Source organism: Streptococcus cristatus, assembly GCF_003943505.1.
In the GTDB taxonomy this organism is placed as follows: domain Bacteria; phylum Bacillota; class Bacilli; order Lactobacillales; family Streptococcaceae; genus Streptococcus; species Streptococcus cristatus_E.
Genome location: NZ_RJPS01000003.1, coordinates 38,099 through 64,442, shown reverse-complemented (window position 1 = coordinate 64,442; position 26,344 = coordinate 38,099). Strand labels below are relative to the sequence as shown.

Sequence of the window (26,344 nt, the reverse complement as noted above, 5' to 3'; positions counted from 1 at the left end):
TGGTTATAAGTTCATTTGCGAGGTTTTATTATGGTACTTCATCTAGTCTGGCTCATTCCTGCTGCTATCTTTACTATTTTAGTCTATCGGGAACCTAGAAGTTTATTCAATGCTTATCTCCTGACCTTCACTCTTATGATGATGGGAATCGTTTTAGCTGGGCTTACGATTGTTAGCCTTGAGCGATTTATTGGTTATAAACCAGCTATTATTAGCTTTTATATCCTGCTTTTAGCAGTCCCTTTTAGTATTTTTGCTTCTACTGCTTATTTGATTTTTAATGGTCGCCAAATGCTACAGCTAGAGGGGCTCAGACTAGCCAATCTACTATCGCTTCTCTACGGTATAGCAATCATAGGGCTTAGTTTACTGCATTTTCTCGCTCCACGGTCATTTCTTGCAATTTTGATTTCCCTCGCTGATTTGCTGCTCTTTTACGGTACCTTTCTCTATCTTTCCTATATCATCTACGCATTCTTTTTAAATCTCTTTCCAGTTAAGAAAGAGCCTCAGACGATCATTATCCTCGGTGCAGGATTGTTTGGAAACAAGGTGCCTCCCCTGCTGGCTCAACGCTTGGATAAAGGCCTAGCAATCTATGAGAAGTTTAATCATAGGCCTATCATCATTGTCTCTGGCGGTCAGGGAGACGACGAGTTGATTTCCGAAGCAGAGGCCATGGCAAGATATTTGATAGATAAAGGAGTCCCAGCTGACAGTATTCTCCTTGAAAATAAATCTCGCACGACCTTTGAAAATCTCACATTCAGTAAGCAGCTCATGCACGCACAAGGACTGGAACAAGATCGGGTTGTCCTTGTCACAAATTCTTTCCACGCGCTACGTGCTGGCATCTATATGAAACAAGTTGGTCTCAAAGGCCGCAGTATTGGTTCTCGCACGGCCTTCTATTTTCTTCCTTCTGCATGGATCCGAGAAACCGCTGGCTTAATCCGTATCTACTGGAAATGGCATGCGTTTATCATCGGAATTCTACTGCTTCCCTTCCTTTTCTCCTTATTTCACACATATTTTTCATTGTAAAAAGCCCTAGAAAAAGGTATAATGAAGGTAAGAAAAAAATGGAGGTCCGTCTAAGATGAAATTTACCATTGATAAAAGTTTAGCAGAACTGGGCATTAGGAGTGTGGTCCTTGCTATTGCTAGAAACGTTGATCCTCAAGCACCTTTATCAGAGGCTTTTCTCCAAAAACAGAAGGAAGCAGAGAACTGGGCTTTGAATTGCAATCTAGCGGAAATCACTGACCATCCGACTATCCAAGGCTACTGTNATTTCCTGCAGAAAGTTGGGCGCAGTGTTAAAAAGAACCCGCCCACAGTACCAGCTNTGATCCGCAATATCCAACACCGCGGCTCCATTCCAAGGATCAACAGCATCATTGATATTTATAACGTGGAATCCTTGCATTCTCTTCTAGCTATTGGTGGGCATGAACTTGATAAAATCGGTGATGAGATTGAGTTTACTGTCAGTCAGAAGGACGATATTTTCCTCCCTATCTTATCCAAGGAAAAGCATGTAGCTCCGACTGACTATGTCTATCGAGATGAAAAAGGCATCCTTGCTTGGCTTGATGTCCGTGACAGCGACCTTTATAAATTTAATGATAGCACCAAAAATGCCATTTTCATTATCCAAGGGAATACCCATACGTCTGTCCAAATGCGGCTAGAAGCCCTTGAACGCATTCACCAAGATTTGGCGGCAGCCATGCCAAATCTCGAATTTGAAACCCATGTCATTCAAGTAGAAGATCTTTAAGCAACTTTTCACCCGACAAGCTTTTGGTTTAAAACTACATCAAAATGATTATTCAAAAAGGAAACTCAAGCGAGTTTCCTTTTTTGTATGTCTATGCTTCTTTCTTATCTGAAAATTGGCTCATATACAAGTCATGATAGAATCCCTTGTCGGCAAGCAGCGACTCGTGATTGCCTTGCTCAATGATTTGTCCATCCTTGAGCACCAAAATCTTGTCTGCTTCTTGGATAGTGGACAAGCGGTGAGCAATGACAAAGCTCGTCCGCCCCTGCATAAGAGTTTTCATGGCCTTCTGAATCAACAGCTCCAAACGAGTGTCAACTGAGGAAGTCGCCTCATCCAAAATCAGAATCTTAGGATCGGCCAAGAGCGCCCGTGCGATCGTTAGGAGTTGCTTTTGCCCCAGCGAAATATTGCTAGACTCCTGATTCATTTCCATATTGTAGCCACCCGGCAAGGTACGGATAAAGTGGTCCACGTTGGCTGCTTTGGCCGCTTCTATAATCTCCTCATCAGTAGCATCAAGGTTACCAAAGCGAAGATTTTCCTTGATAGTCCCCTCATAAAGCCAAGCGTCCTGCAAGACCATACCAAATTGCTTACGATAGTCTTGACGGGATAGCTGACGAATATCGTGGCCGTCCACGCTGATAGAGCCCTTGGTCACATCGTAGAAACGCATGAGAAGGTTGATCAGGGTCGTCTTACCAGCTCCAGTCGGCCCGACAATAGCCACCATTTCACCCGGCTGGACTTCCAGATTAAAATTGCGAATCAGCGGCTTGTCTGCTACATATTGGAAGTCTACATCTTTGAAGCTGACTTGACCAGTCAAGTCCTTGTCTAGCTGGACGGTATTATCCATGACTTCATCTGGCTCATCCAAAATCTGGAAAATCCGATCCAGCGAAGACTTGGCACTTTGGAGCTGACCAGCCAGCTGGGTAAGGTTTTGGATGGGTTGATTGACCTGCCAGACGTACTGGACAAAGGCCTGCATATTCCCGATGGTCAGCTGACCAGCAATAACCTGTAAACCGCCTACTAGAGCGACGATGAGATAAGTCAAATCAGAAATCGCATTAAGAACGGGCATCATAAGCCCTGAGATAAAGCTGGCTTTAAATCCGACTTCCTGCAAATTTTGAGTAATAGCTCGAAAATCCTCAGCCGAAGTCTCTTCCCGACCATAAAGCTTGAGAACATTGAAACCTGACAGATTTTCCTGGACGAAGCCATTCATAGCACCCAAAACATCCGCCTGCTGCTTAAAGTAAGGCTGGGATTTTTTGAGGATAAATCTCGCTCCCAAATAGGTCAGAGGAATGCTTACGATAACGATCAAGGCCAGCTGGATATTCAGATAAAGAACCATCCCGATGACTAAAATCAGGGTCATGACGGCATTGACCACTTGCAAAAAGCTTTGTTGGAGAGCATTTGAGACGGTCTCCACATCGCTGGTAAAGCGTCCAATCAAATCACCGAACTGGTGCTTGTCAAAGTAAGAGACAGGAATTTGATTGATCTTATGACTGAGCTCATTGCGCATGTCGCAGACAGTACTCTGCACAGCATTGGTCATGAAATAGTTAGAAAAGTAAGAACCAATCTCATAAAAGAGGGCGCGAATGAAGTAGAGCAGCATGATCCAAGCCACATAGCTGCTATTGATGGCTGCACCGGGTACTCCCTTGGCCATATCCAGTAAATTTTGCGTCAGCTCAGTGATGGCAAGCCCTAGGACAAAAGGCTCTAGGACACTCATGACCACGCTGACAATCTTGAGGAAGACTGCAAGAAGCACGGCTGCTTTATAGACTTTTAGATAGCCCCATAAGCGGACAAAACTATTTTCTTTCATCTCTTCCTCCTATTCTTCTGTTAATGATTGGCTATTGAGCTGGGAATTAGCAATTTCACGATAGATGGCATTCGTTTCCATCAATTCCTCATGCCGGCCTCGACCCACGATCTCACCCTTGTCTAAGACAATGATTTGATCCGCATCCATAATAGTTCCGACACGCTGAGCCACAATGAGAACCGTTGCATCCTGCGTCACTTCCTTGAGTCGGCGGCGCAAAGTCGCATCCGTCTTGTAGTCCAGAGCCGAGAAGGAGTCATCAAAGATATAAATGTCTGGTTCCTTAACAACCGCACGCGCAATGGACAGACGCTGCTTTTGACCACCAGATAAATTGCTGCCGCCTTCAGCCAAATGCGTCTCGTAGCGTTCTTCTCTGCTTTCGATAAAGTCGCGAGCCTGAGCCACATCCGCTGCTTGATTGAGCTCCTCAGAGCTAGCATCTTCCTTACCATAGCGGATATTTTCAGCGATCGTCCCAGTAAATAGCAGAGCTTTCTGCGGAATAAAGCCAATCTTCTGACGGAGGGCCTTGAGATTATAAGCGCGGACATCCACACCATCCACCAAAATCTTGCCTAAGGTCACATCATAGAAACGAGGAATCAGCTGAACCAAAGAAGACTTACCAGAACCTGTTGAACCGATAAAGGCGATCGTTTCCCCCGGCTTGGCCTTGAAAGAAATATTATGCAGCACAGGATTTTCTGTCTCACCTGGATAGGCAAAGGTTACATTGTCAAATTCCAAATAGCCATGAGTCGCAGTTTCCGTGATCCCATTCTCATTTGGATCGATGGAAATCGGCATATCCATGACTTCCTTCAGCCGCTCGCTTGAGACCGCTGTCCGTGGATACATAGTAAAGAGACTGGACAAGAGAAGGAAAGATAGAAGGGCATGGAAACTGTACTCGATAAAGGCGACCAAATCCCCGATTTTCAACTCGCCGCTGCCTAGTGGTTTCAGGGCAAACCAGACAATGGCCACAATCATGGCAATGATAATCTGCACAAAGAGAGGTTCCGTCAAACCTGTCAACTTAAAGAGACGGTTGGAATTCTCCGCATAGATTTCATTTTCATTAGCGAAGCGCTCTTCCTGAAATTCCTCACGGGCAAAGGCTCGAATGACCCGCAGACCAGTCAGATTTTCCCGAGCATACTGGTTGATCTTGTCCAGCGTCTTCTGCTGCTTTTCAGACAGGGGACGCGTCTTGACCGCCACATACCAGACTACGATTGCCAAAAAAGGCACTGAAATCGCTACAATCCAAGCCATGGACGGACTAGTCAGGAAAATCATGAGGATGGACGACAGCATCATGATAGGCGTGATAGCTCCCATCTTGAGCGTTTGCTCAGCAAACTGCATGAGGACAAAGGCATCACTGGTAATCCGTGTCACCAGCGAAGAAACACCAATCTGCTCGTACTCATGATGGGAATACTCCTGCAGCTTGTCATAGAGATCATTCCGCATATCTCGCACCATACTGGTCGTTAATTTTCCAGCGGCGTAGGAAAGGACAATCCGCCCCAAAATCCCAAGGATAATAACCAGCAGCATGATAAAGCCCCAGAAATACAGGCGTTCCTGATCGCCCTGGTTAATCCCTTCGTCAATCATGCGCGCCAAAACCGTTGGCAGCCCTAGATTGACCACTACAAAAAAGATGGCCGAAACAAAATCCAGCACCAACCACTTGGGGTAGCGTTTCAAATAAGACCAAATGTAAAGCATAATCCCTCCAATTTCTATAATAATAAAAAAGCACTGAAGAGTACTTTTAGACAGAAAAGAGCGCGCAAATGCACGCTTTATTAGAATATTATAGCAGAAATATGAAAAAGCGTAAAGAGTTACCAGCATATCTTTTCTTTCGAGTTTGTACTATATTTTAAGAATACGTTATTTAATACAAATTGTTACAAATTGAATAATTACAAAAAAACCAAGTCGAAAGACTTGGTTTTTTAAATTGAATACCTTATTATTTAAGAGTAATTTGAGCGTGATACTCAAAAGACTAAGTGTAAAGCTTATTTTTTATTACTTTATTTTTGTAGGGGTGTATATGGGGGTGTCGCTCCAACTCCTTCCTGTTTAAGAAGTTGAGTTATTTCATTTCCTAGAGTTGCATTGTTTGCATTATAGTAATGACTATAGGTGTTTAATGTTGTAGCTTTATCAATTCTTCCAGAACGCTGAGATACTTCTAAAACATCCTTTTTCAGAACATTAATCATAAATGAATCGTGTGAATGACGCAATCCCTTGCCAGTTATTTCTGGAACTCCAGCCAACTTTGCATGACGCTTCAACATTCTTGTCAAAGTACTTTTTATCATTGGTTCACCAAACTTAGATAGAATATAATCCTGATTAGAATTAGAAATCTGAATTGAGCGCCAACGTTCAAGTACTTTTATTGTTTCATCATCTAAGTCTATATATCTTATACCTGCTTCGGTTTTTGTCTGCTCTTTACGTTTATAGACTCCACCCTTTAAAGCTTCTAAGGTTGAGTGAACAAAGATACGTTTATTCTCTTTATCAAAATCTGACCATAGTAATGCAAAACCTTCACTAACACGTACACCAGTCATATAGTACAACCAAGTGGTTGTAAAACGGTGAAGATCTTCATAATCAGTTAAATCAAAAGTAGAGATAACTTTCTTAAACTCTTCAAAAGTCCAGAATTTTGTATCTGGTCTTTTACCTTTTGGATTATCTAGACTTTTACAAGGGAATGTTTTGATATATTCCATTCTTTCAGCATAGCCTAAACATTGTTTAAAACGAATCCAAACACATTTTGCATAATTCGCGGAATACTTATTAATAAGTTCTAAACGAAATTTTTCACAGTCACGAGGTTTAATATCTCGTAATTTCATTTTTCCAAATCTCTCAATAAATGTTTCAAATTGAGTGATCGCAGTTCTATATGTGCTATCTTGTACCGTTTGTTTGTAGTAAGGTAAAAAAACCTCCAACATATACTGTTCAAAATTTAGATTATAATCACTATAATCAAATTTATCGTAAAATTCAACTCTTGCTCGACATAACTCATCATATGCCTCTTTTTCAGTTGAAAAAGATTTTCCCCATATATTTCGATATCTTTTAAATCTTTGACGTTTACCTGTGGCTGATGCTTTGAATTCTGTCTGACAGTAAATTCTTCCTTTACTATCTCTAAATACTCCTTTATATTTCTTTGACATTGCTTTCAATTCCTTTCATTAAGTGAATTGAAAGCCGAGTAATTCTTCCACAATAAAACTAGGTGCAAGATCAAGTCTTTTGTTATCGAAAGGCGATTTACTTAATTTTACCATATTATTTGAAGAATTCAAAGATTCATCAAATTGATTTATAGCAATCTTTTTAGCTTGCTTAATTATTTCTTTTGAAGCTGTTTTGGAAAAACCAAGCTTCATAATATCTCTATGATTAACTGTCTTCATTTTTATCTCCTATATTATAGAACTCAGTAATATAACTAATTTCATCTCCTGTACTAATAATATGATTAGTTTTTTTTGAATAATTAGCTTCTAAATCAATATCTAGCCCATTGATAGTCATTACTTCTCCTTTAGTAGCTGTTATTTCAATTGGTTTTTTTATTCCTCTAGAACACCTATAAATCCTGACACCTTTTGGATATAAATATAATCGTGCACCTTTGATGTATTTTTTTGAATTCTGATTATCATCTATCTCCAAATTAGTTAAATACGCAATAACGTAATTACCAACTTTATCACTATTTTTAAGTCTTTTAGTTTTGGTAAAGCCTTTTTTCCAGCACTCTTCAATAATCTTATTTGGGATATAAAGAGAACTCCTTTTAGGTGCTTTTACAAGCAGATGACAATGCCAACTCCCACTAGCTTGCGGTTCAATAACATTGATATACTCTAAACCTGAATATTGTTTTCTTAAATCTCTTATAAATAATTTAAAATCTCTATATACATTTTCTATTTCATTAGTGTACTTAGCATAGGTCAACGTTATCCAAAGCTCATTCTTATTTCCATTGAAATTATGAGAAATAAGGCGCCTTAACTTTCTCATTGTAATGCGAGTTGACTTTATATTATCACTTCTTGTCACTCCACTTGTATCCATATCAAATACTTCTCCAGTCTCCAAAACAACATATTTTTTATTCGGGAGTACTTTTATTGTCTGCTTGTGTAATCCATTAGAGGTTGTTAATTCTAGGGTATTACCATATCTATAAGATTTAACGATAGCATCTGCCTGTACTTTTGAATTATTTACTTTCACTCCTTACTTTCCTTATTGTTCTATTGTTTGACGTTTATCAAGTTAAAAGCAATAGAAGCAAGCTTCTATTGCTGGGCACATTTCTTAGAGTAAAGAAAGAGGGACGTTCCACTTGCTCTAGCTCTCTGAGCTGAGCACCCCTATTCTTTACTTTCGAAAGTGCTCAAATAATATTTTTCCAATTCTTTTAAAAAGTCAAAATTTTTACCAAAAAATGGAGTTTCAAAATAAGCTGGTAAAGTCATTTTCCCATCAATCTGTACATACCCTCCTCCCTTTACTTCAATTGATTTATAGTCCTTAAAGTTAGAACCAAAAACCATTCTGTATCCATCTTCTGATAGATTGCCAAGTGCAACTCGGCAACCCAATTGATCCCTAATAGCACCATCAAGAATACTCGCATCTGGGCGCTGCAAAGACACCTCGATTAATATACCGACTTGCCTTCCCATCATCACTAAGTTATAAATGTAAGACATGGCTTCTTCAGCAATTTTTTTATCAGATACTTTTACAAAAGCTGTAACTTCATCAATAAAAACTACTATTGGTTTTAATCCAAAATCTGTAAAATCTTTACCAAATGATTCTTTACTAGAAAAATATTTATCGTACCTATTCATCATTTTTGTATTTACCATTCTAAGTATTTTACAGATTTGATTAGAGGTAACAGCAACATTCTCTTCTGAAAAACCATTAACATATCTCAATAAACTTAAATCTGCATTTTTCGGATCACAGATATAAATATCAGCCCCCATCGATGCATATTGTAAAATTTTATAGTTCAAAAACATACTTTTTCCTGAACCAGTTGTACCAACTGTTAAACCGTGCGGAGCTTTGCTAATATCGAAAGATATTTTTTTTGTGAGTTGAATTACTGTCGAATTTCTACCTTTTTCTAAATTTAAATCCGATACTTTTAAACGTTCATCTTTTATTAATTCAAAAATATAATCTGTGTATGTTAACTGCTTTTCATTAGATATCAATTTTTTCCCTAAGAATGCTTCCAACTTGCTTCCAAGATCATTAACTTTATGGCTTAGAAGTCCACCTATATTATAAACCCTAATGGTAAATGTACTTGTATCTTTTTTATTATCAATCCATTCCATTTCCAAGGTTTCAATATATTTTTTTTCTTTAGTTTCAGTTATCTGTGAAATATATAATTGGTTTAATTTAATAAATTTAAATAATTTTTTCTGTTTTAAATACTTACTCCTGTTAAATTGACCGAATACAAACAAAAGAACTAACAGTAATTCTAAAAAATATATAATCCAAATTTGATTCATACTTAATCTCAAATTAATTAATGGTAGCAAATATAAATCGATAAAAAAGACCACTATTACAAATAATAGTAATATTATTCGACTTGCCCAGAAAGGAAACATCCAATTTATACTAACCCTTTTCATGCTGTTTATTACCTTGTGGATCTGTAATTACATCTGCTGTTATTGACAATTGATTTTGGAACTCACCGTATACAACCGCTTTAGTAATATTTTCAATTCTACAAATTGTTTTCATTGGAATAAATTTGGAATATTCATCAATTCCTTTATTATTTACAGTAACGACTACTTGCTCTCCCAGATTGGTCTGACCATTCTGATATTCTGTTGTATCTTTAACAATAAGTAAGCTCACTTTAAATTTGTTATCTTGTGTAAGTTTAGAACCCAAATAAACAAGTTCTTTGTTATCAAAAAATGATTTATCAAACTTTAAAAAGTTTCTTAAATTTTTTAATGCCATTTTCATTCCTCTTTCAAAATATAAAATATTTAATTCATCTTGCATCTAGATCAGAATACTAAATTCAAAAATCTTTAACTAATCTAGATGCAAAATCCATTTTTATAATTAATCAGCTACATTAATTTTATGCTCAGAAATAGCTAATTCTATAGCTTCTAAAATATCTTTTTCAGTCAGTATATCTTTACTCCACTTTTTGCTAAATAGTATCTCTTGTATAGTATTAATAATTAAATTATTATCCATGTTTTCTCTAGAATAGTGATCAAAAATTATAATTTTAGATTTTGGAAAATCTTTAAATTTCCACTCTATTTTTGAGTCTTCAACTATTCTTGAATCTGAACAAACTAGTTTCAAATCACCACAAACAATTTTTTCGACAAAATCAGTTATTTCAATCTTCTTATAGAATTTATTGGTACAAACTATTTCATAAGCTGTAAGAACATAATTTGTTTGATCTTTATAATTTATTTGTATATATTTGAGCTTATCATTTGAATCTAATCCCCAATATTCGTGTAAGGGCTTAATTATGATATGAGAGTTACTACAATTAAAATCTGAAGAAACAATTAACACTATCGACATATAATTCTCCTTTTTCATTAGTTTTCTTTATTACCTTACTTTAAAGATAAATCACCTCATCTTTTAATGATGCATCACATTATTTGAATATTCATAGTTAAATTAAAACACATTATTTTTTAAATGTGAATACGACATTATTACATAAAATTATTGCATTTTTTATATAACGATGATATTCTATATAATAACAATAACTATTTTTCTATAAATGAAAAATGCTAATTCTATTGTTTTTTTATAATTTTTTTCTAAATCAAATGTCAAACTTTAAAGTAAATTCATTTAAAACTTATATTTTATTTGCAATAAAATTTTATATTTTTATATAAGAGGTACTTATGAAACATAAAAATGGGATATTTAAAAACTCTGCAGAATTTCTTCATAAATCAATTTCTCATAATTTAATTAATTTCTTGAATGAAAAAAATCAACCTCAATATAATTTATTGATTGATAATTCTGTTCCAGAAAGAATTCTGAACGGTGAAATTAAAAATATTGATGCCGAAAATTACTACTCTCATTCTAAAGAAGGTGCATCTTCCAAAATAAGTAACTTACTACAATGTAAAGAAAAATATTCAGATGGTATCATAGAACTCATTTGTAAGAATATAGATAAAAGTGTTGATGAAATAGTTTGGCTTAAACTTCCAACTAAAGATAATAACTACAATTCATTTGAATTTTATTTAAATATAATTATCCCTATGCTATATGATGCATTTTGTTCAAATGATTATCATGATTACATGAAAAATTATATTTTAGAATACTATGATTTTTCTGATGTTACTATTAAAAACATACAAGGAGCTTACACTAATATAGAAGAGTATTATGATAGTATGAAAAGAATTTTTATACATATCTTTCAAAATAAACTTGCTATTAAATTTGATGCAATTGCTCGTGATAAAGGTTTTATAAATTTTCATGAATACTTCCTTGATTTTTTCCATACTAAAAAGAATCCATTAAGAAATTTAGAAAAGTATTATTCTGAGTTTTTTATTTTAATGAAGAAAGAATTTTTAGATTATACAGGTCCCAACCCAGAGGGAAGTGACACTTTTGCTAAGTATTATCTCAACTTAATGATCCACAGGTATTCTTTAAAAATTAAAAATCCAGAAATTCAATTAAAATTTGACTACCTTACATCTGAATTAGTTGATTTACTTGAGGAGATTGATTATTCAAAATAGAAAAAGGTTACAATTTTTGTAACCTTTTTCTACTTCTCTATGCTTGTATCATATATAACTCTTTACTACTATTGATTTTTTCCGATGACTCGCTACTCAGGAAGTTATCTTAAGTATTCCAGTTGATACTGTTTTTGAGGAATTATTATCACAATCCGTCAGTACAAATGGAGACATAAGTAATGTTGCTATAGCTTTAGCAATTTATGTGTTAGGATTTCCGAGCTATACTGGGTTCACAAAAAAATAGATACCTACACTATTTAGAACTTCATATACACCAATATTCAATATTAAAACCTTTTTAATAGCTAAAAAGAATGTTGATTTATCAGCATTCTTTTTTAGTTATAGCAATAATACCCCTATATAATTACATAACAATAATACCATCTCTTCCTAGAGATATAGATGAATCTTTATGTAAATAATTTTCATAAGAGTAATATACCTCATACGAAAAGTTAAAAATAGTTTTGAATAAATTAGTTTCATTCCTATATTTCAAATCCATAAAATTAATAAAAAGTTTTTCAGACTCATCTATTCTAAAGTATTCCTTCAAAGTTCCAAAAATAAAGCTATTCAATCCCAATTTATAACTTTCAAATTCAACAAAAATATAATTATTATTATTCATTGTTATAGTTTTAGAGTCTTTATAGTTGAATAATATAAGAAACATAATATTTTTATAATACATTAAAATTTCAAAATCATTATCAAATTTATAAGTTATTGTACCAGTATCTTCCGGATCAATATCACAGATATTTAATTCTCTATTTTCAAAATAAGCTCCAACTACATGTCTATCAAACTCTGTGATTTTTCTTAAAGAATTTCTGAAATCGATAGACTTGATAGCATTTACTTGAGCTTTTGCCTTAAAAACGGTTGAGGTTGCTAAATTTGATCTATAAGTGCCTTTAGCTTCTATTAAGATTGGAGTATGAAAATCANAATTTTTAAAACCAAAAAAATCAGGACTTTTATTATTATAACCTTTATATCGAGTTATATTTTTAATAACTGGATCTTTTAAATGAAATAAAAATGGAACGTTATATTCTTTCTCTGCTATTGCATATGCTGCCATGCTACCAATGAAATAAGAAATAGCCGTTTTTATTGTTGCTTCTGCGTTAAAATAGTCATCTGAAATTTCAAAGATTCCATTTTTTTCTTCAATGGCCATTTTAACTAAGCTAAAATAGAATTTCATTCCATTAAAACTAAGCTTTGTATTGCTAAAAGCTCCTAAATTTATAAGATATCTTATAAAATCTTTATCAGTACAACTTATAGATGAGTTTTTAAAGGGGTTCTTATTTTTAAAATCTATATCACTATTATAAAAAGATACATTGACCATACTTCTATACCCTCAATCAAATCCACAAACACCCCCACAAAGTTATGTGGGGGTGTTTGTGGGGAAGTTTCAAAGGAAACATCTCCTATTATAACGCCTTTACAAATAACTAAAGGCTTTTAAACTCGGCTTTCGTCCTTAAACAATCAACAATTGATTATTTAAGAGTAACTGAAGCTCCAGCTTCTTCCAATTTAGCTTTGATTTCTTCAGCTTCTGCAGTTGGAACGCCTTCTTTGATGACACCTGGTGCACCATCAACAAGTTCTTTAGCTTCTTTAAGGCCAAGACCAGTGATTTCACGTACAACTTTGATAACGCCAACTTTTTTGTCACCAGCAGCTGTCAATTCAACGTCAAATGAATCTTTAGCAGCACCAGCGTCAGCAGCACCAGCTGCAGCAACAGCTACAGGAGCAGCTGCAGTTACACCAAATTCTTCTTCGATAGCTTTTACAAGGTCGTTCAATTCAAGGATTGAAGCTTCTTTAATTTCAGCAATAATGTTTTCAATGTTCAATGCCATTGTTATTTCCTCCAAATAAGTTTTTATTTTTATAATAATTTTTTTGTAGCTAGGCTACGCCGCGTAGCTTAAGATTAAGCTGCGTCTTCTTTGTTGTCTGCAACTGCTTTGACAGCAAGTGCAACGTTGCGAACTGGCGCTTGAAGTACAGAAAGGAGCATAGAAAGAAGTCCTTCGCGGTTTGGAAGAGTTGCAAGTGCAAGAATCTCTTCTTTTGATGCGACAGCGCCTTCGATAGCACCACCTTTGATTTCAAGTGCGTCAGCAGTTTTAGCAAAATCGTTCAAGATTTTCGCTGGTGCGATAACATCTTCGTTAGAAAATGCTACTGCAGATGGTCCAACAAATACTGATGCAAGATCTTCAAGACCAGCTTTTTCAGCTGCACGACGTAAGATTGAGTTTTTAATGACTTTGTACTCAACTTCGCTTCCACGAAGCTCACGACGAAGAACTGTATCTTGCTCAACTGTCAAACCACGAGCGTCCACAACAACGATTGATGCAGCAGCTTTCATTTTCTCAGCTACTACGTCAACTAATTCCGCTTTTTTAGCAATAATTGCTTCACTCATTTAGTGTTTCACCTCCGTAATTATTTTGCTTGGGACATTTTTCCAAAAGAAAAACGCGCCCAAACCTAGACACGAAAGTACAATACGCTTCTTTTACATGATACGTTTTGTCCTCGGTAGGATTTTTATGAGTCGAGCTCCCCTACTGTCTTAGGCAGTTTTTTCAAACCATGGATAATTATAGCAAAAGGAAAAAAAGATTGCAAGCTTTTTGCGCAATCTTTTTAAAATATTTTTATAGAATTATTGCAACACCTAGCTACAGATTAATCTACATAATGTTCTTCCTTTTTATTAAACCAAGCATATGGCAGACCGATTAGAAGACCACCGCCAATCAGGTTTCCTACGAAGGTCACAGCCCAGTGACGCAGGATATTTCCAATACCAAAATTTGCCACCTGTGATGCGGCTGAACTAAACTTAACGATAGCAAAAGAAGCAAAGTTAGCTGCCAAGTGTTCGTTGGTTAAGAATACAAACATATAAATGGCTGAAATAACCAAGAAAAGCTTAGCTGTACTATCTTTCACCAAGACGAAGGAAAGAATCGCAATATTAACGAATACATTGGCTAGAATTCCCTCAAGTAAAATAAGTTCATTGGAACGGGCAAGTTTCATCTGCACAACACCAGCAATGAAACTTTCCTTACTAAGTCCCGCATAAGCCGCCGAATTAGCAAAGAGCCACCCAGCAATCAAAGCCCCAATCAAGTTAAAGAAAGTACAATAGAACAAAATAATCAGTGCTTTTTTCCAGTCAATCTTCTTCAAGAAAGTGCCAGCTGTCAAAAACATCATGTTGGAAGTCACCAGCTCAGCATTCAGAAAGACGATATAGGCCAATCCCCAAGCAAAGATAAAAGGAAATAGAAAGCGACCTGTTCCTGGGACAATCTTATTTGTCAGGTCTGCCGCAATAGCTCCTGCTCCTGTACTGAAAGTCAGGAAAGCCCCCGCAAAGATAGAGCGGACAGCATACTTCCCTTTGCTTGTGTCGAACAAGCCTTCTTTCTTACGGCAAGCTGCTTCTATTTTTGGAATAAATGTCGATTCGACCATAATAATTCTCCTCTAAGTTAAACTATGTACAGTATATCACAAACTTTTATTTTTCGAAAGCGTTTTCTGTAAGTTTTTTTCTAAATTTGAACTTGGAATTCTATATTTCAAGTTCTTAATTCGCCTGCTAGCCGCCTTATATCTTCTGGCCGAGTTCGACAGCAACCGCCAAAAAGCTGAACGCCCTGCTTCTTCCAAAGCTGACTGTAATCAGTTAAACAGAGCTGCTGCTCAGGATTGTCTTGCCAAGTATTCGTCGCCACATTATAGACCTCTCCAGAATTTGGATAGGCCAGCAAGGGTTTATCGCACACCTGTTTTAACTTTTCTAATAAGGGAACAAGCAGATGCGGAGCTGTGCAGTTAAAACCAACAGCCAAAATTTGCGGACTTGATTGAGCTAAGCGCCCAACTTCTTCTATCAATGTTCCGTCCGAAATCGCCGATGCCGTCTGAGCTGTAAAAGATAAATAGGCCTCCGCCTGCGGAAATTCTTCTGATAGTAAATGAACAAGCGCCTCTGTTTCTGCTCCGTTAGGAATCGTTTCAAGTGCCAATAAATCACAGCCCGCGTTCAGTAAGGCTTGAATGCGCGGACGATGAAAGTCTTTAAATTCCTCCTCACTCAAGCGATAGGATCCTGTGTACTCCGAACCATCAGCCAGGTAAGCAGCATAAGGCCCGACCGATCCAGCTGTCAAAGGATAAGAGCGCTGCTTCTGTTCATCTAGCGATAATCTCCCCCAGACATTTTTAACCGCTGCCTGTGCCAAAAGGACTGTTTCTTTGAAGATTTCATGAGCCTTATCTAAACTCAATCCTTCTTCGACAAAAGCTGGAATGCTGGCCTGATAACTGGAAGTGGTGATAATATCACTGCCCGCCCAAACATAGTCTTCATGCAGGTCTTGGATAATCTGAGGATTCTCAAGCAAGTACTTGGCTGACCAAAGCCGACCAGAAACATCATAACTCTGCCTCTCCAGCTCTGTCCCCAAAGCACCATCTAGAATTATTATGTCTTGCTTTTCAAGTAAATCTTTAAACGCTCCCATTCTTGCTCCTCAAGCTTTTTCTAAAATAACAGCTTAGTCAGTTTTGCTAAAGATAAATAAGTCTGCTTATTTGAAATGATCGTCTACTTCATTAGTAAAACGCAAAAAAGAGATTATTATAATCTCTTTTTTCTTATCTAGTTATGTGATGCCCATGCTTGGTCTGTTTCCAGAACATCTTGAGTCGTGTATTGTCCACGGTAAGGATTATAAACCATATTAGACGCTCCTGTCTGATAGCTAGGTGAATCAAACTGAGTCAGATTATAAGCTTCAATCAGATAGTTCAATTTCGCGTAGTAGTTACTATCCGTCGCATACACACCAGTCAAGGCAGCTGTCGCGTCTTGATAAGTCGGAGCATTGCTCTTCCAAGCCCCCGCAAAATGACTTTGTCTCAAGACATAAACATAATCCTGAAGCGATTCAACGTAGCTTGAGTAAGAGCGGAATTGATCATTGATTGCGTAGGTATTGCCCTGACCGTCTTCTTCTAAGGTCTCCATCGTCGCTGACTGACCAGCATAGGCTCCTTTAATCCCGAACAGATTATAGTGAGGATAGCCTGATAGACCAGACTTGCCAGAACCACTCTCTAAAATAGCTTGTGCAATCATCACAGAAGCATATAGATCATTATCCTGAGCCAATTGGCGAGCCGGCTCACTGATTTGTGAAATGAAATATTCTGTTTGGTTCAATGGCTGCTGAACAGCATCATTTGCACTTGCTGGCTTGATTTGCTTTGACAAAGCAAGACCAAAGACAACGGTTGAAGCCATTACTGCCAAACCTGTCAAAAGTTTTTTTCTTTCTTTTGAAATTCTCTTCTTCACAGTCTTTCTCCTAAATACAATATTTATTCTACTATTGTAACATACTAAAAGCAAAATAACATTAGCAATAAATTACAAGTATATGACATTTTTTTAGATCTTCCGCGAATATAAGTTTCACAAGCCACGATTGTTCCATTCAAGACTTCCTCATTTGGCTTGCATAATGAGCCTTATCATTCAGATATGCAGGCTGAGCTAAAGATGAAAATAACCTGACTCCAACCCATACGGAATCAGGCTATGATCTTAAACTCTGAAAGTTCAACTATCATTCCGATACAATCTAACATCTAGATCTTGTCCAAAATCGCATCCCAGGCTTGATCAAGACCAGTTTTATCAACTGAAGAAAAGATGATAAAATCATCAGTTTTGTCAAAGTCCAGCTTTTTCTTAATGGCACTTTCATGCTTATTCCACTTACCGCGTGGAATTTTATCAGCCTTGGTAGCCACGATAATGACAGGAATTTCATAGTATTTGAGAAACTCGTACATCTGTACATCATCTGCACTAGGATCATGGCGTAAGTCTACTAGACTCACGACCGCTCGCAGATTGTCCCGACTGGTCAAGTATTCCTCAATCATTTTGCCCCATTTAGCACGCTCCGCTTTCGAAACCTTGGCATAACCATAGCCAGGAACGTCCACAAAACGGAGCTTGTCATCGATATTGAAAAAGTTCAACAGTTGCGTTTTACCAGGCTTACCCGAAGTCCGTGCTAGATTTTTACGATTGAGCAGAGTATTGATAAAACTAGATTTACCAACATTGGAGCGACCCGCCAAGGCGATTTCCGGGATATCATCCTGCGGGTAATGCGATTTATTGGCTGCACTCAGTAAAATCTCAGCATTATGTGTATTGATTTCCATAAGCTTCCCCTAGGCAGTTTCCAAGATTGGCTTGTCTGTACCGTCCACTGCTTCCTTCGTGATACGAACCAGTTTGACATTTTCCTGACTCGGCACTTCAAACATAACATCCATCATAGTTTCTTCAATAATTGAACGAAGTCCACGCGCACCTGTCTTGCGTTCGATGGCTTTTCTAGCAATGGCTTGCAGGGCTTCCTCGTCAAATTCAAGCTCAACATCATCATAAGAAAGCAAGGTTTGGTATTGCTTCACTAGCGCATTTCTCGGTTCATTCAAAATGCGAACCAAATCATCAACAGTCAGCTGCTCTAGTGCTGCAAAAACTGGCAAACGGCCGATCAACTCAGGAATAATCCCAAATTTTTGAATATCGTCAGCGACAATGGCTTGCATATAAGACGCACCTTCGTCGATTGCCTTATTGTTTTGACCGAAACCGATAATCTTCTCACCAAGACGTTGCTTAACAATTTCTTCTATACCATCAAAAGCACCACCAACGATAAAGAGAATGTTCTTGGTATCAACCTGAATCATTTCTTGCTGTGGATGCTTACGACCACCCTGAGGAGGCACGCTAGCAACTGTTCCTTCGATAATCTTCAGCAAAGCTTGCTGAACACCCTCACCTGAAACATCACGAGTGATAGAAACATTTTCGCTCTTCTTAGCAATCTTGTCGATTTCATCCACATAGATGATGCCGCGTTCTGCCCGTTCGATATTAAAGTCAGCTGCCTGTAAAAGCTTGAGCAGGATATTTTCCACGTCTTCACCGACATAGCCAGCCTCAGTCAAAGCTGTCGCATCAGCAATAGCAAAGGGAACATTGAGACTGCGCGCCAAGGTCTGAGCCAGGAAGGTTTTACCAGATCCAGTTGGACCAATCATGAGGATGTTGGATTTTTGCAGCTCCACATCATCCTCTTCACGACTATCATGAAAATTAATTCGCTTATAGTGATTGTAAACGGCAACTGCCAAAGCTCGCTTAGCCCGATCTTGACCAATCACATAGTGGTTCAAAATATTGAGCAATTCTTGCGGTTTTGGTACTTCAGAAAGATCAGCTAGAACTTCCTCAGCTAATTCTTCTCGGATAATTTCCTGCGCCAACTCGACACATTCATTACAGATAAAGGCATTGTTGCCCGCAATAATTTTTTGGACTTCGTCCTGATTCTTTCCGCAGAAAGAACAATATACCATCATCTCATTATTACGATTTGTAGGCATTGTTTACTCCCATTCTAAATTTCTAATTCAATTTTTTATTTACATTTTAAAAGAGTGTCATATAAAAAGCATGGATGGAATTAACAAGATTCGTAAAAGCATTTAACAAAAATAAAATAGCCAATCCAAAACGTTTTTTACGAAAAGTCTGAAAAGAACAAATCAGACAAATTGCACATAAAAAGGCCGTAAAAAAACCAAAAACACTTCTTTCCATTCCTATGAGCCCTTTCTTTTGAGGATTTTTACGGTGAAATCATACTCATTTTTTTCATCTTTTGGTCGAAAACGACTGCTTACTTCATCAAACTGTGTCAAATCAAAGTCTGCTGGGAAATAAGTATCACCTTCTAATCTAGCATGGATTTCTGTCTTAATCACCTCATCCAATTCATGCTCGAATAAAGAAAAGATTTGACCGCCACCGATAATATAAAGATTCTTCTCTTGCTCTTGGTACCATTTCAACACCGCTGGGAGATCATTGAACACCAAAACACGCTCATCTTCAATCTGATAATCCCTATCGCGTGTTAAAATCAGAGTTTTTCTATTTGGCAGCACGCGCCGATGCATGCCATCAAAAGTCACCCGCCCCATTAAAATTGCATGTCCAGTCGTGATTTCTTTGAAATGCTTCAACTCTGCTGGTAAATGCCATGGCAAGCTTTGGTCTTTTCCAATCAAACCATTTTGATCCTGTGCCCAAATCGCCGCAATCTTTTTTGTCATTTCTCCATCCTTCGCATTGATATTTCTATTCTATCAAAATTTATTAAAAAAGACTTGTTTGGACTATCACTTCTATCTATTTATTTTTGCCAGCTGATCCAGATAAAAAATCGATAACCCAAAAGATTATCGACTATTCGTTTGCTAGGCAAATTACTCTTTCTTCATCTTTTTGATAAAGACAAATCCTACAACAGCAGCTACAAGGCCAAACAGGGAGACATTCAAGAGCGTTGAGTCTGTCTTCTTAGGCTCAGCAGTAGCAGCCTCTTTTTTATCCGCTAAGGGATCAATATCGCACCCCTCTCTTTTGACTGACTTACCTTCAGTTGAAGCATCAGCATTACTTTGCTCGGTCCCTTTGTTTTTAGGGCCTTTTCCATGACAAAGCAAATCAATCGTATAGGATTTCTTTCCCTGATTTGCCCCATCCGAACCTTGGTCTACAAGCTGCAGAAAGTCATCTTCTTCCACTGAAGAATCCGCAATTTGCTCAGGTTGGGACTCTGCCTGCTGGACTTCATCCGCACCCACAACAACCATCGGTGTCACAGAAATCGATAAACCAAGCAAAAATGAACAAATGCCTAGACTAAAGAGTTTTCTCCTGCTTCTATGTGTTAAAAGATTTGCTTCCATATCAATACCTCCGAGATAGGCACTAGCGAAACACATATATCTATTGTCATTATAGCACTTACAAAATATATTTCAATCATTTGCTCTCGGAAATTTAAAATCCCCACTGACCTTCATTCAGTAGGGAAAATACAATCAAATCGCTAAGTCGAATTTGAGCTGAGGTTTGACCGGATCGTAGTCTAAGAGCTCAAAGTCCTCTGCTTTGATATCAAAGAAATTGGTTCCGTCTGGCACATTTAAAATGAGTCTCGGTTGACAATCGCTAGGTTCTCGGCGTAACAGCTCCTCCGCCTGCTCGAACTGATTGTCATAGATGTGCAAGTTATTGATAAAGTAAAAGAACTTGCCGACTTTCCAACCGAAATGCTTGGCTATCATCATCTGCAGAGCCACATATTGCATCGCATTGATGTGGTGAGCCACCAGCATATCATTTGAGCGCTGGGTCAGAGTCGCATCCAAATAAATGTCTCCATCAACACGTCGAACGTCAAACATGGTCTGAAAAGCGCATGGCAGCAGGCCATCTGTTTCTTCAAAAGCTTCATAATCCCAGAGAGAGATGATATTGCGACGATTCCAAGGATTAGCCTCCAGCTGTTGGAGAATTTTATGGATAATGTCATGCTTTTTGACAACAGCTCCATAGCGCTGACCAATCGTACCCGTATCGCCAACTTCCCAGTCATTCCAATAGTGAACATTGTACTTGTCATTGAGCAGTTCCAAGCTATTAGACTGGTCTTGATAGATCCAAAGAACTTCCTTGATGGCAGACTTGATAGCAATAGGGCGCAGAGTCGTAATTGGGAACTCGCCCTTGCTCAAATCATATTCCGCAAATGAACCTGTAATATATTTGGAGTTGGCCACATTTCCATCCTTGTAACGCGGACGAGCATTTTCAGAGAAAACGCCTTGCTCCATAATCTTTTTTATATTCTCTTTAAAAATCGTATCTGCTTTAGTCATGATGTCTCCTGAATCCTTAAACTTTCTTTAGTATAGCAGATTTTTCAAAAAAATTCTCCTGCCAAGTTTAGCAGGAGAAAAGTCTATTTGACCCATTCATCTGGATGATTGAGCTTATTCACATCTTTTTCTGATAATCTCAAGGTAATATCTGACACAGCAGGGATATTTGAGATGGTGACATAGGGGTAGTTTTTGTAAGTCGTGAATTTGACACCACTTTCTCCCTTTCTTCCACTAATATCGTAGATGTAATTAACCTCTGCATCATCAGGTAAATCAACCCAGGCATCTTCATTATCTTCCTCAGATTCGACCTTATCCAGAATGTCTGCAAATTCATCCAAAGTTTTGGTATTATTCGTCTGATAAACTTGCTGATTCTGACTATCCAATATGGTCAGAAAACCTTCTGTCTTTGATTTGCAAGCGGATAGGATCAAAAGAAAAATGGGAAATAATATTAGAAAATATGCAACTTTTCTCTTCATTTTTAGCCCTCCTTATAGCTATGCTAAGAGAGGAAGTAATTAGAACTATTGAAGTACCAGCGAAGCTGCTCCAATTACGCCAGCATCATTTCCAAGTGTAGCCAGCGCCAATTTAGTTGATGTACGCACTTGTGGGAAGGTATTTTCATCATAAACTTTTTGGACACCTTGTAGAAGGAATTCTCCCGCTGCTGACACTCCGCCACCGATAACAATGGTTGAAGGGTTTAGGATAGAGCCGATATTGGCACAAGCAATCCCCAAGTAACGTGAGAAGTTACGATAAACGATCAAGGCAAGATCGTCGCCTTCTTTTGCCAAATCAAATACAGTTTTAGCGGTTACTTCTTCTCCGTTATCAATCAAGCGTTTCAAAGTTGCGTCACCCTCATATTCATCAGCGTAACGACGAGTCAAATTGACAATCCCTGTTGCAGAAGCTACTGTTTCAAGACAGCCTTTTTTACCACAAGTACATGCGATTGGTTGATCGAAATCAACAGTGATGTGGCCCAGCTCACCTGCCGCACCTGCCACACCATGGAGTAGTTTACCTTCTGCAACAATACCGCCACCAACACCTGTACCAAGTGTCATAAAGACAACGTCTGGCTGGTTTTCACCAGCACCCATCCAACGCTCACCAAGCGCAGCTACGTTGGCATCATTATCGATGAAGAATGGAATGCCCAAGGCTTTTTCAATTTTTTCTTTAATTGGTTGGAGGGTTTTCCAGTTCAGGTTGTAGGCACCGATAACAGTCCCTTTCTCACGGTCAACCACACCCGGTGAACCCATTCCAATTCCGACAAAGTTCTCTGCTGATAGATTTAAGAGCCCCAAGCGATGCTGGATAGACTCAATCATATCGTCTACAATATGGCTTCCCTCGTCCAAAATATTGGTCTTAATAGACCATTTTTCTTGGATTTCACCCTCTTGCGTCAAAATAGCAAATTTGATAGAAGTTCCGCCTAAATCAATCCCAATAATTTTTTTTGACATGATATTCTCCTCTGTATTCGTTCTCCCTTTCATTATAGCAAATTTTTTCAGCGTAGAAAAGGTTTGCACAGTATTTTTTGCTTTTAGTTTATGCTCATTTCAATACAAAGCAAAATCGGCACCTCTTAAGGCGCCGGGAAGTCTATTGAAGACCTGAAAGCCAGCTTAGCTGCTGACTTCAAATGAATCATATTATTTAAACCACATTTATCTAAGGCTCACTTTGCCAGTGCGATAATCAAGGACAATTCCTGACTGGACATTGGGAACAAAGACATTGAATTCCAAACTTCCATCGCTGGACTTGGCTTCTAAATGCGAGCCAGATGGCACCAGATCATTTTCTGAAGCATAGATCAAAGTGACACGATAACGGACTCGCTTATTCTGATCCAAAGCACGACGAACTTGAGTTTCATAGTAATTCTGTCCCGTCGAGTTGTCTTTATTGGCCTGATTGGCCCAGGCTGTTTGGACTGCGATATTGGCTGGATTGCTAGTGGAAGCATCGAAGCCCTTTAAGCCACCGATGAGAGAGTAAGCCAAGAGATGCCCGCGATCTACTGCATGGTTGTATTCACCTGATAGATGTTTGACTTGATGCCAACCGGCAGGGACCCAAGAAGTGGAACCATTTCCCGTTTCTTCTCGTGATTTATACTGGCGGGTCGATTTGGCAAGCAAGGCATTGGCGACTGTTGGAACAGTCTGCCCCTGAACCATCTTCGTTTTATTATCTGCATAAGGCGCACTCGACACTTTGGCATTTAAGTTCGTTTGATTCCCATTGATGATGAAAGCCCCTGCCCCATTCCACTCGATTTTTCCACCAAGTTGCGAACGCACTGAGTCTGTGAGAACACTCTCAGCCAGCGCTTGATCTGGTGTACTGGTATCCTTATTTTGACTGACAACTGCAGGTGTATTTACTGCTGGTGACTGATTGCCATTTCCAAAAAAGTAGGCTCCCAGTGATAAAGTCAGAGCAACCAGAAGCCCAGCTATAGTCTGAGTAGATTTAGTGCTCTTTTTTTGTAATTTCTTTCTTTTTGGCATATTTTCCTATCCATTTAAAAGGACTGTGCAAAGATTCTGCACAGTCGGTAAATTAACGAACACTCTCGGCAGATCATTGACCAGTAAACTTAGAAATAAGCTCTTTCCAAGTATCTGGTGATAAGATAGACCAAGGATTATCTGCATTTCCAATCACACCATATCCGATGACCAGACCAAGACAAAAAATGATAAAAGCGACTACCAGCACCAAGGAAATGATGCCTAGTTGTCTAGCCAAATATTTCCAATTTTCACTCATCATCTTCTTCCTTTACGCGTTTGACGTTGGCACCAAGAGCTGCCAGCTTTTCATGAAATTTATAATAGCCACGATCCAAATGAACTAACTTGCTGACTTTTGTCTCCCCTTCAGCAATCAAGCCCATCAAAATCAAGGTCGCACTAGCTCGAAGATCTGTCGACATCACTTCTGCTCCTTGCAGGCTGCTACCACCCCAAATCCGTGCGGTATCCCGCATAATGTCAGAGTGAAGTCCCATCCGTCGCATCTCTTCTAAGTGCTGGAAGCGATTTTCAAAGACCGTCTCAACCATGACAGACTCTCCTTGGGCTATCGCCATCAAGGCAGTAAACTGAGCCTGCATATCGGTTGGGAAACCTGGATAAGGTAGAGTTTTGACAGAAACAGCTTTTAACTTTGAAACATCTGAGCGGACGCGAATTCCTTCGTCTTCTTCCGTCACTTCTACTCCCATTTCTTGCATTTTTGATAAAAGCGGACGGTTGTGCTCCCAAATCGCATCTTCAATCAGCAAGTCACCACCTGTCATGGCAGCAGCAACCATAAAGGTTCCAGCTTCGATACGGTCTTGCACGACATTGTGCTCAGCTCCATGAAGTTTTTCAACACCGATGATTGTTATATTCTCCGTTCCTGCCCCTCTGACTTTAGCGCCCATTTTATTTAACAATAAAGCCAAATCAACAATTTCAGGCTCTCGGGCAGCATTTTCGATAACAGTGGTGCCTTGAGCCAAAGTTGCCGCCATCATAATATTCTGTGTCGCGCCAACACTTGGGAAGTCCATGTAGATATGGGCTCCCATCAAGCGGTCTGCCTTGGCTTCGATGTACCCTGCAGTCTGCGTAATCTGAGCACCCATTGCCTCCAAGCCCTTCAAATGAAGGTCAATCGGACGGCTACCAATCGTACAACCACCCGGCATGGATACTTTTGCATGTCCATTTCGAGCAAGAATGGGACCCAATACAACAATCGAAGCCCGCATTTTGCTGACATATTTGTAGGGAGCTTCTTCGGTCAATGGTTTAGTCGCATCTACAACTACAGTATTTTCATCTTGGTTAAAGTCTACCTGCGTATTCAAGCCACGAACAACATTGTTCATGGTAAAAACATCCGAAAGGACTGGCACATTCTTGAGTATTGTTTTTCCCTCACTGGCCAAGACTGTTGCCGCCAACAGCGGCAACACCGCATTTTTAGCTCCTTCAATCCTAACTCTGCCAACCAGACGGTTATTTCCACCCTGAATAATAATTTTTTCCATACTAACTAGTTACTCCAAATCTTAAAAATTCATCCTTACTATCATATCATAAAATCAGCAATCTGACCTTATAATGCTCCATTAAAAATTGCCCGACTCATGTCATAAATACCAATAAAAAACAGGCTAGCCATGTAGCCCAAGGCAATACTCAGCAACAAAATCAAAAAACGAATTTTGATGGCATTATCGGCATTTACTTTTAGAAATCTTTCCCAACAGACCACTGTAGATAAAAGATGAAAAGCCATAAAGATAAAGAGCAGATGACTGCATAATCGAAACATTAATTCTATCATAGATTTTATTATACCATAAGAAGAGCTATTTCTAGCGGAAAGGAGTATGGGACAATAAAAAAGAATGGAAATTCCATTCTTTTTTCATTACATTCTTGTTCCAACGTTAATACGGTTGATGGCACGCTGGAGAGCGATTTTAGCACGTCGCTCTTGGTCAATCAAATGCTTGTCTTGGGCTTCTTCAATCTCTTTCTCAGCACGTAGCTTAGCTCGCTCGGCACGGCTGATATCAATATCACGCTCACGCTCAGCTGAGTCCGCGATAATGGTAATCACATTATCAGCGATTTCTATGATGCCACCGTTGACCGCAATCCAGTCAATATGCTTATCATCATCGATTCTGCGTACCTTGACTTGATCCACTTCCAAAACAGCAATTGTATTGATATGGCGAGGCAAAATCCCCATTTCTCCGTCAATCGTTTTTACGGAAACAAATGCAGCACGGTGGTCATAAATCAGACCATCCGGTGTAACGATTTGTACTGTCATTTGAGCCATCAT

Annotated in this window: 28 protein-coding genes and 1 other annotated feature; of the genes, 3 read left to right on the top strand and 25 right to left on the bottom strand. The window is 38.4% G+C overall.

Annotated features, from left to right (window positions below; translation table 11 throughout):
* Positions 1–30 precede the first annotated feature (30 nt).
* Positions 31–1,044 (top strand): YdcF family protein, encoded by a 1,014-nt coding sequence (locus D8792_RS03825; RefSeq protein WP_125372951.1) that lies wholly within the window; start codon positions 31–33, stop codon positions 1,042–1,044.
* A 55-nt stretch (positions 1,045–1,099) separates the two neighbouring features.
* Complete coding sequence (locus D8792_RS03820; protein ID WP_125372950.1) at positions 1,100–1,783, top strand: B3/B4 domain-containing protein; 684 nt, start codon at positions 1,100–1,102, stop codon at positions 1,781–1,783.
* A 91-nt stretch (positions 1,784–1,874) separates the two neighbouring features.
* On the opposite strand, the gene D8792_RS03815 is transcribed toward D8792_RS03820, so the two are convergent.
* The 8 genes from D8792_RS03815 to D8792_RS03780 form a co-directional block, all read right to left on the bottom strand.
* On the bottom strand, positions 1,875–3,647 hold the full coding sequence (locus tag D8792_RS03815) for an ABC transporter ATP-binding protein (protein WP_125372949.1): 1,773 nt from the start codon (positions 3,645–3,647) through the stop codon (positions 1,875–1,877).
* A gap of 9 nt (positions 3,648–3,656) precedes the next feature.
* Entirely contained in the window at positions 3,657–5,393 is a 1,737-nt protein-coding gene (locus D8792_RS03810; RefSeq protein WP_125372948.1) for an ABC transporter ATP-binding protein, read from the bottom strand.
* 314 nt (positions 5,394–5,707) lie between these two features.
* Positions 5,708–6,886 (bottom strand): tyrosine-type recombinase/integrase, encoded by a 1,179-nt coding sequence (locus D8792_RS03805; RefSeq protein ID WP_125372947.1) that lies wholly within the window; start codon positions 6,884–6,886, stop codon positions 5,708–5,710.
* A gap of 18 nt (positions 6,887–6,904) precedes the next feature.
* A complete protein-coding gene (locus D8792_RS03800) occupies positions 6,905–7,129 on the bottom strand; it encodes a DUF3173 family protein (RefSeq protein ID WP_016465959.1) in 225 nt (74 codons plus the stop codon).
* On the bottom strand, positions 7,116–7,799 hold the full coding sequence (locus D8792_RS03795) for a rolling circle replication-associated protein (protein ID WP_102568072.1): 684 nt from the start codon (positions 7,797–7,799) through the stop codon (positions 7,116–7,118). Before D8792_RS03795 ends, D8792_RS03800 begins: the two co-directional genes overlap by 14 nt.
* Before the next feature lie 302 nt (positions 7,800–8,101).
* Positions 8,102–9,271, bottom strand: a complete 1,170-nt coding sequence (locus D8792_RS03790) for an FtsK/SpoIIIE domain-containing protein (RefSeq protein ID WP_260470204.1) — start codon at positions 9,269–9,271, stop codon at positions 8,102–8,104.
* 112 nt (positions 9,272–9,383) lie between these two features.
* Positions 9,384–9,785, bottom strand: coding sequence for a hypothetical protein (locus tag D8792_RS03785; RefSeq protein ID WP_260470202.1), 402 nt, complete (start codon positions 9,783–9,785; stop codon positions 9,384–9,386).
* 63 nt (positions 9,786–9,848) lie between these two features.
* Positions 9,849–10,337: a hypothetical protein gene (locus D8792_RS03780; protein ID WP_125372945.1), complete on the bottom strand. Its 489-nt coding sequence runs from the start codon at positions 10,335–10,337 to the stop codon at positions 9,849–9,851.
* Between the two features lie 341 nt (positions 10,338–10,678).
* Between D8792_RS03780 and D8792_RS03775 the strand changes: the two genes are divergently transcribed.
* The gene (locus tag D8792_RS03775; protein ID WP_125372944.1) at positions 10,679–11,551 is read left to right on the top strand and encodes a hypothetical protein; all 873 of its coding nucleotides are present in this window, start codon (positions 10,679–10,681) and stop codon (positions 11,549–11,551) included.
* 1,532 nt (positions 11,552–13,083) lie between these two features.
* Here the strand turns inward: D8792_RS03775 and rplL are convergent.
* The 17 genes from rplL to D8792_RS03675 all read right to left on the bottom strand — a co-directional run bounded on the left by rplL (position 13,084) and on the right by D8792_RS03675 (position 26,344).
* Positions 13,084–13,452, bottom strand: a complete 369-nt coding sequence (gene rplL, locus D8792_RS03765; RefSeq protein WP_001196964.1) for a 50S ribosomal protein L7/L12 — start codon at positions 13,450–13,452, stop codon at positions 13,084–13,086.
* 74 nt (positions 13,453–13,526) lie between these two features.
* Positions 13,527–14,027 carry a 50S ribosomal protein L10 gene (rplJ, locus tag D8792_RS03760; protein WP_075229427.1) on the bottom strand — a complete coding sequence of 167 codons (501 nt, stop codon included), beginning with the start codon at positions 14,025–14,027 and terminating at the stop codon, positions 13,527–13,529.
* 38 nt (positions 14,028–14,065) lie between these two features.
* Positions 14,066–14,200 (bottom strand) — a sequence feature (ribosomal protein L10 leader region).
* A gap of 93 nt (positions 14,201–14,293) precedes the next feature.
* Positions 14,294–15,091: a formate/nitrite transporter family protein gene (locus tag D8792_RS03750; RefSeq protein ID WP_005589763.1), complete on the bottom strand. Its 798-nt coding sequence runs from the start codon at positions 15,089–15,091 to the stop codon at positions 14,294–14,296.
* 107 nt (positions 15,092–15,198) lie between these two features.
* Entirely contained in the window at positions 15,199–16,146 is a 948-nt protein-coding gene (gene mmuM, locus D8792_RS03745; protein WP_125372942.1) for a homocysteine S-methyltransferase, read from the bottom strand.
* Between the two features lie 137 nt (positions 16,147–16,283).
* Positions 16,284–16,982, bottom strand: coding sequence for a glucosaminidase domain-containing protein (locus D8792_RS03740; protein WP_125372941.1), 699 nt, complete (start codon positions 16,980–16,982; stop codon positions 16,284–16,286).
* Positions 16,983–17,275: 293 nt separating this feature from the next.
* Positions 17,276–17,863: a ribosome biogenesis GTP-binding protein YihA/YsxC gene (yihA, locus tag D8792_RS03735; protein ID WP_125372940.1), complete on the bottom strand. Its 588-nt coding sequence runs from the start codon at positions 17,861–17,863 to the stop codon at positions 17,276–17,278.
* A gap of 9 nt (positions 17,864–17,872) precedes the next feature.
* Complete coding sequence (gene clpX, locus D8792_RS03730) at positions 17,873–19,102, bottom strand: ATP-dependent Clp protease ATP-binding subunit ClpX (protein ID WP_015604700.1); 1,230 nt, start codon at positions 19,100–19,102, stop codon at positions 17,873–17,875.
* 219 nt (positions 19,103–19,321) lie between these two features.
* The gene (locus D8792_RS03720) at positions 19,322–19,834 is read right to left on the bottom strand and encodes a dihydrofolate reductase (RefSeq protein WP_125372939.1); all 513 of its coding nucleotides are present in this window, start codon (positions 19,832–19,834) and stop codon (positions 19,322–19,324) included.
* 153 nt (positions 19,835–19,987) lie between these two features.
* The gene (locus tag D8792_RS03715; RefSeq protein ID WP_125372938.1) at positions 19,988–20,473 is read right to left on the bottom strand and encodes a hypothetical protein; all 486 of its coding nucleotides are present in this window, start codon (positions 20,471–20,473) and stop codon (positions 19,988–19,990) included.
* A gap of 135 nt (positions 20,474–20,608) precedes the next feature.
* On the bottom strand, positions 20,609–21,448 hold the full coding sequence (locus D8792_RS03710; RefSeq protein ID WP_125372937.1) for a thymidylate synthase: 840 nt from the start codon (positions 21,446–21,448) through the stop codon (positions 20,609–20,611).
* 83 nt (positions 21,449–21,531) lie between these two features.
* Positions 21,532–21,939 carry a hypothetical protein gene (locus D8792_RS03705; protein WP_125372936.1) on the bottom strand — a complete coding sequence of 136 codons (408 nt, stop codon included), beginning with the start codon at positions 21,937–21,939 and terminating at the stop codon, positions 21,532–21,534.
* Positions 21,940–21,984: 45 nt separating this feature from the next.
* Complete coding sequence (locus tag D8792_RS03700; protein ID WP_125372935.1) at positions 21,985–22,944, bottom strand: ROK family glucokinase; 960 nt, start codon at positions 22,942–22,944, stop codon at positions 21,985–21,987.
* Between the two features lie 207 nt (positions 22,945–23,151).
* Positions 23,152–24,000 (bottom strand): DNA/RNA non-specific endonuclease, encoded by an 849-nt coding sequence (locus D8792_RS03695; RefSeq protein ID WP_125372934.1) that lies wholly within the window; start codon positions 23,998–24,000, stop codon positions 23,152–23,154.
* A 73-nt stretch (positions 24,001–24,073) separates the two neighbouring features.
* Positions 24,074–24,262 carry a DNA-directed RNA polymerase subunit beta gene (locus tag D8792_RS03690; RefSeq protein WP_125372933.1) on the bottom strand — a complete coding sequence of 63 codons (189 nt, stop codon included), beginning with the start codon at positions 24,260–24,262 and terminating at the stop codon, positions 24,074–24,076.
* A complete protein-coding gene (murA, locus tag D8792_RS03685; RefSeq protein ID WP_125372932.1) occupies positions 24,255–25,535 on the bottom strand; it encodes a UDP-N-acetylglucosamine 1-carboxyvinyltransferase in 1,281 nt (426 codons plus the stop codon). The genes D8792_RS03690 and murA overlap by 8 nt, the downstream gene beginning before the upstream one ends.
* A 68-nt stretch (positions 25,536–25,603) precedes the next feature.
* Positions 25,604–25,834, bottom strand: coding sequence for a DUF1146 family protein (locus D8792_RS03680; protein ID WP_125372931.1), 231 nt, complete (start codon positions 25,832–25,834; stop codon positions 25,604–25,606).
* An 87-nt stretch (positions 25,835–25,921) separates the two neighbouring features.
* Positions 25,922–26,344 (bottom strand): F0F1 ATP synthase subunit epsilon, encoded by a 423-nt coding sequence (locus tag D8792_RS03675; RefSeq protein ID WP_005589741.1) that lies wholly within the window; start codon positions 26,342–26,344, stop codon positions 25,922–25,924.

Bases quoted from the DNA above. Each gene is read 5' to 3' on its own strand.
- D8792_RS03810 (WP_125372948.1), bottom strand. From the start codon at position 5,393: ATGCTTTACATTTGGTCTTATTTGAAACGCTACCCCAAGTGGTTGGTG.
- D8792_RS03825 (WP_125372951.1), top strand. From the start codon at position 31: ATGGTACTTCATCTAGTCTGGCTCATTCCTGCTGCTATCTTTACTATT.
- D8792_RS03715 (WP_125372938.1), bottom strand. From the start codon at position 20,473: ATGGAAGCAAATCTTTTAACACATAGAAGCAGGAGAAAACTCTTTAGT.
- D8792_RS03700 (WP_125372935.1), bottom strand. From the start codon at position 22,944: ATGTCAAAAAAAATTATTGGGATTGATTTAGGCGGAACTTCTATCAAA.
- D8792_RS03695 (WP_125372934.1), bottom strand. From the start codon at position 24,000: ATGCCAAAAAGAAAGAAATTACAAAAAAAGAGCACTAAATCTACTCAG.
- D8792_RS03780 (WP_125372945.1), bottom strand. From the start codon at position 10,337: ATGTCGATAGTGTTAATTGTTTCTTCAGATTTTAATTGTAGTAACTCT.
- D8792_RS03720 (WP_125372939.1), bottom strand. From the start codon at position 19,834: ATGACAAAAAAGATTGCGGCGATTTGGGCACAGGATCAAAATGGTTTG.
- rplL (WP_001196964.1), bottom strand. From the start codon at position 13,452: ATGGCATTGAACATTGAAAACATTATTGCTGAAATTAAAGAAGCTTCA.
- D8792_RS03680 (WP_125372931.1), bottom strand. From the start codon at position 25,834: ATGATAGAATTAATGTTTCGATTATGCAGTCATCTGCTCTTTATCTTT.
- murA (WP_125372932.1), bottom strand. From the start codon at position 25,535: ATGGAAAAAATTATTATTCAGGGTGGAAATAACCGTCTGGTTGGCAGA.
- yihA (WP_125372940.1), bottom strand. From the start codon at position 17,863: ATGGAAATCAATACACATAATGCTGAGATTTTACTGAGTGCAGCCAAT.
- D8792_RS03675 (WP_005589741.1), bottom strand. From the start codon at position 26,344: ATGATGGCTCAAATGACAGTACAAATCGTTACACCGGATGGTCTGATT.
- D8792_RS03710 (WP_125372937.1), bottom strand. From the start codon at position 21,448: ATGACTAAAGCAGATACGATTTTTAAAGAGAATATAAAAAAGATTATG.
- clpX (WP_015604700.1), bottom strand. From the start codon at position 19,102: ATGCCTACAAATCGTAATAATGAGATGATGGTATATTGTTCTTTCTGC.
- D8792_RS03800 (WP_016465959.1), bottom strand. From the start codon at position 7,129: ATGAAGACAGTTAATCATAGAGATATTATGAAGCTTGGTTTTTCCAAA.
- D8792_RS03705 (WP_125372936.1), bottom strand. From the start codon at position 21,939: ATGAAGAGAAAAGTTGCATATTTTCTAATATTATTTCCCATTTTTCTT.
- D8792_RS03785 (WP_260470202.1), bottom strand. From the start codon at position 9,785: ATGCAAGATGAATTAAATATTTTATATTTTGAAAGAGGAATGAAAATG.
- D8792_RS03795 (WP_102568072.1), bottom strand. From the start codon at position 7,799: ATGGATACAAGTGGAGTGACAAGAAGTGATAATATAAAGTCAACTCGC.
- D8792_RS03750 (WP_005589763.1), bottom strand. From the start codon at position 15,091: ATGGTCGAATCGACATTTATTCCAAAAATAGAAGCAGCTTGCCGTAAG.
- D8792_RS03790 (WP_260470204.1), bottom strand. From the start codon at position 9,271: ATGAATCAAATTTGGATTATATATTTTTTAGAATTACTGTTAGTTCTT.
- rplJ (WP_075229427.1), bottom strand. From the start codon at position 14,027: ATGAGTGAAGCAATTATTGCTAAAAAAGCGGAATTAGTTGACGTAGTA.
- mmuM (WP_125372942.1), bottom strand. From the start codon at position 16,146: ATGGGAGCGTTTAAAGATTTACTTGAAAAGCAAGACATAATAATTCTA.
- D8792_RS03815 (WP_125372949.1), bottom strand. From the start codon at position 3,647: ATGAAAGAAAATAGTTTTGTCCGCTTATGGGGCTATCTAAAAGTCTAT.
- D8792_RS03690 (WP_125372933.1), bottom strand. From the start codon at position 24,262: ATGAGTGAAAATTGGAAATATTTGGCTAGACAACTAGGCATCATTTCC.
- D8792_RS03805 (WP_125372947.1), bottom strand. From the start codon at position 6,886: ATGTCAAAGAAATATAAAGGAGTATTTAGAGATAGTAAAGGAAGAATT.
- D8792_RS03775 (WP_125372944.1), top strand. From the start codon at position 10,679: ATGAAACATAAAAATGGGATATTTAAAAACTCTGCAGAATTTCTTCAT.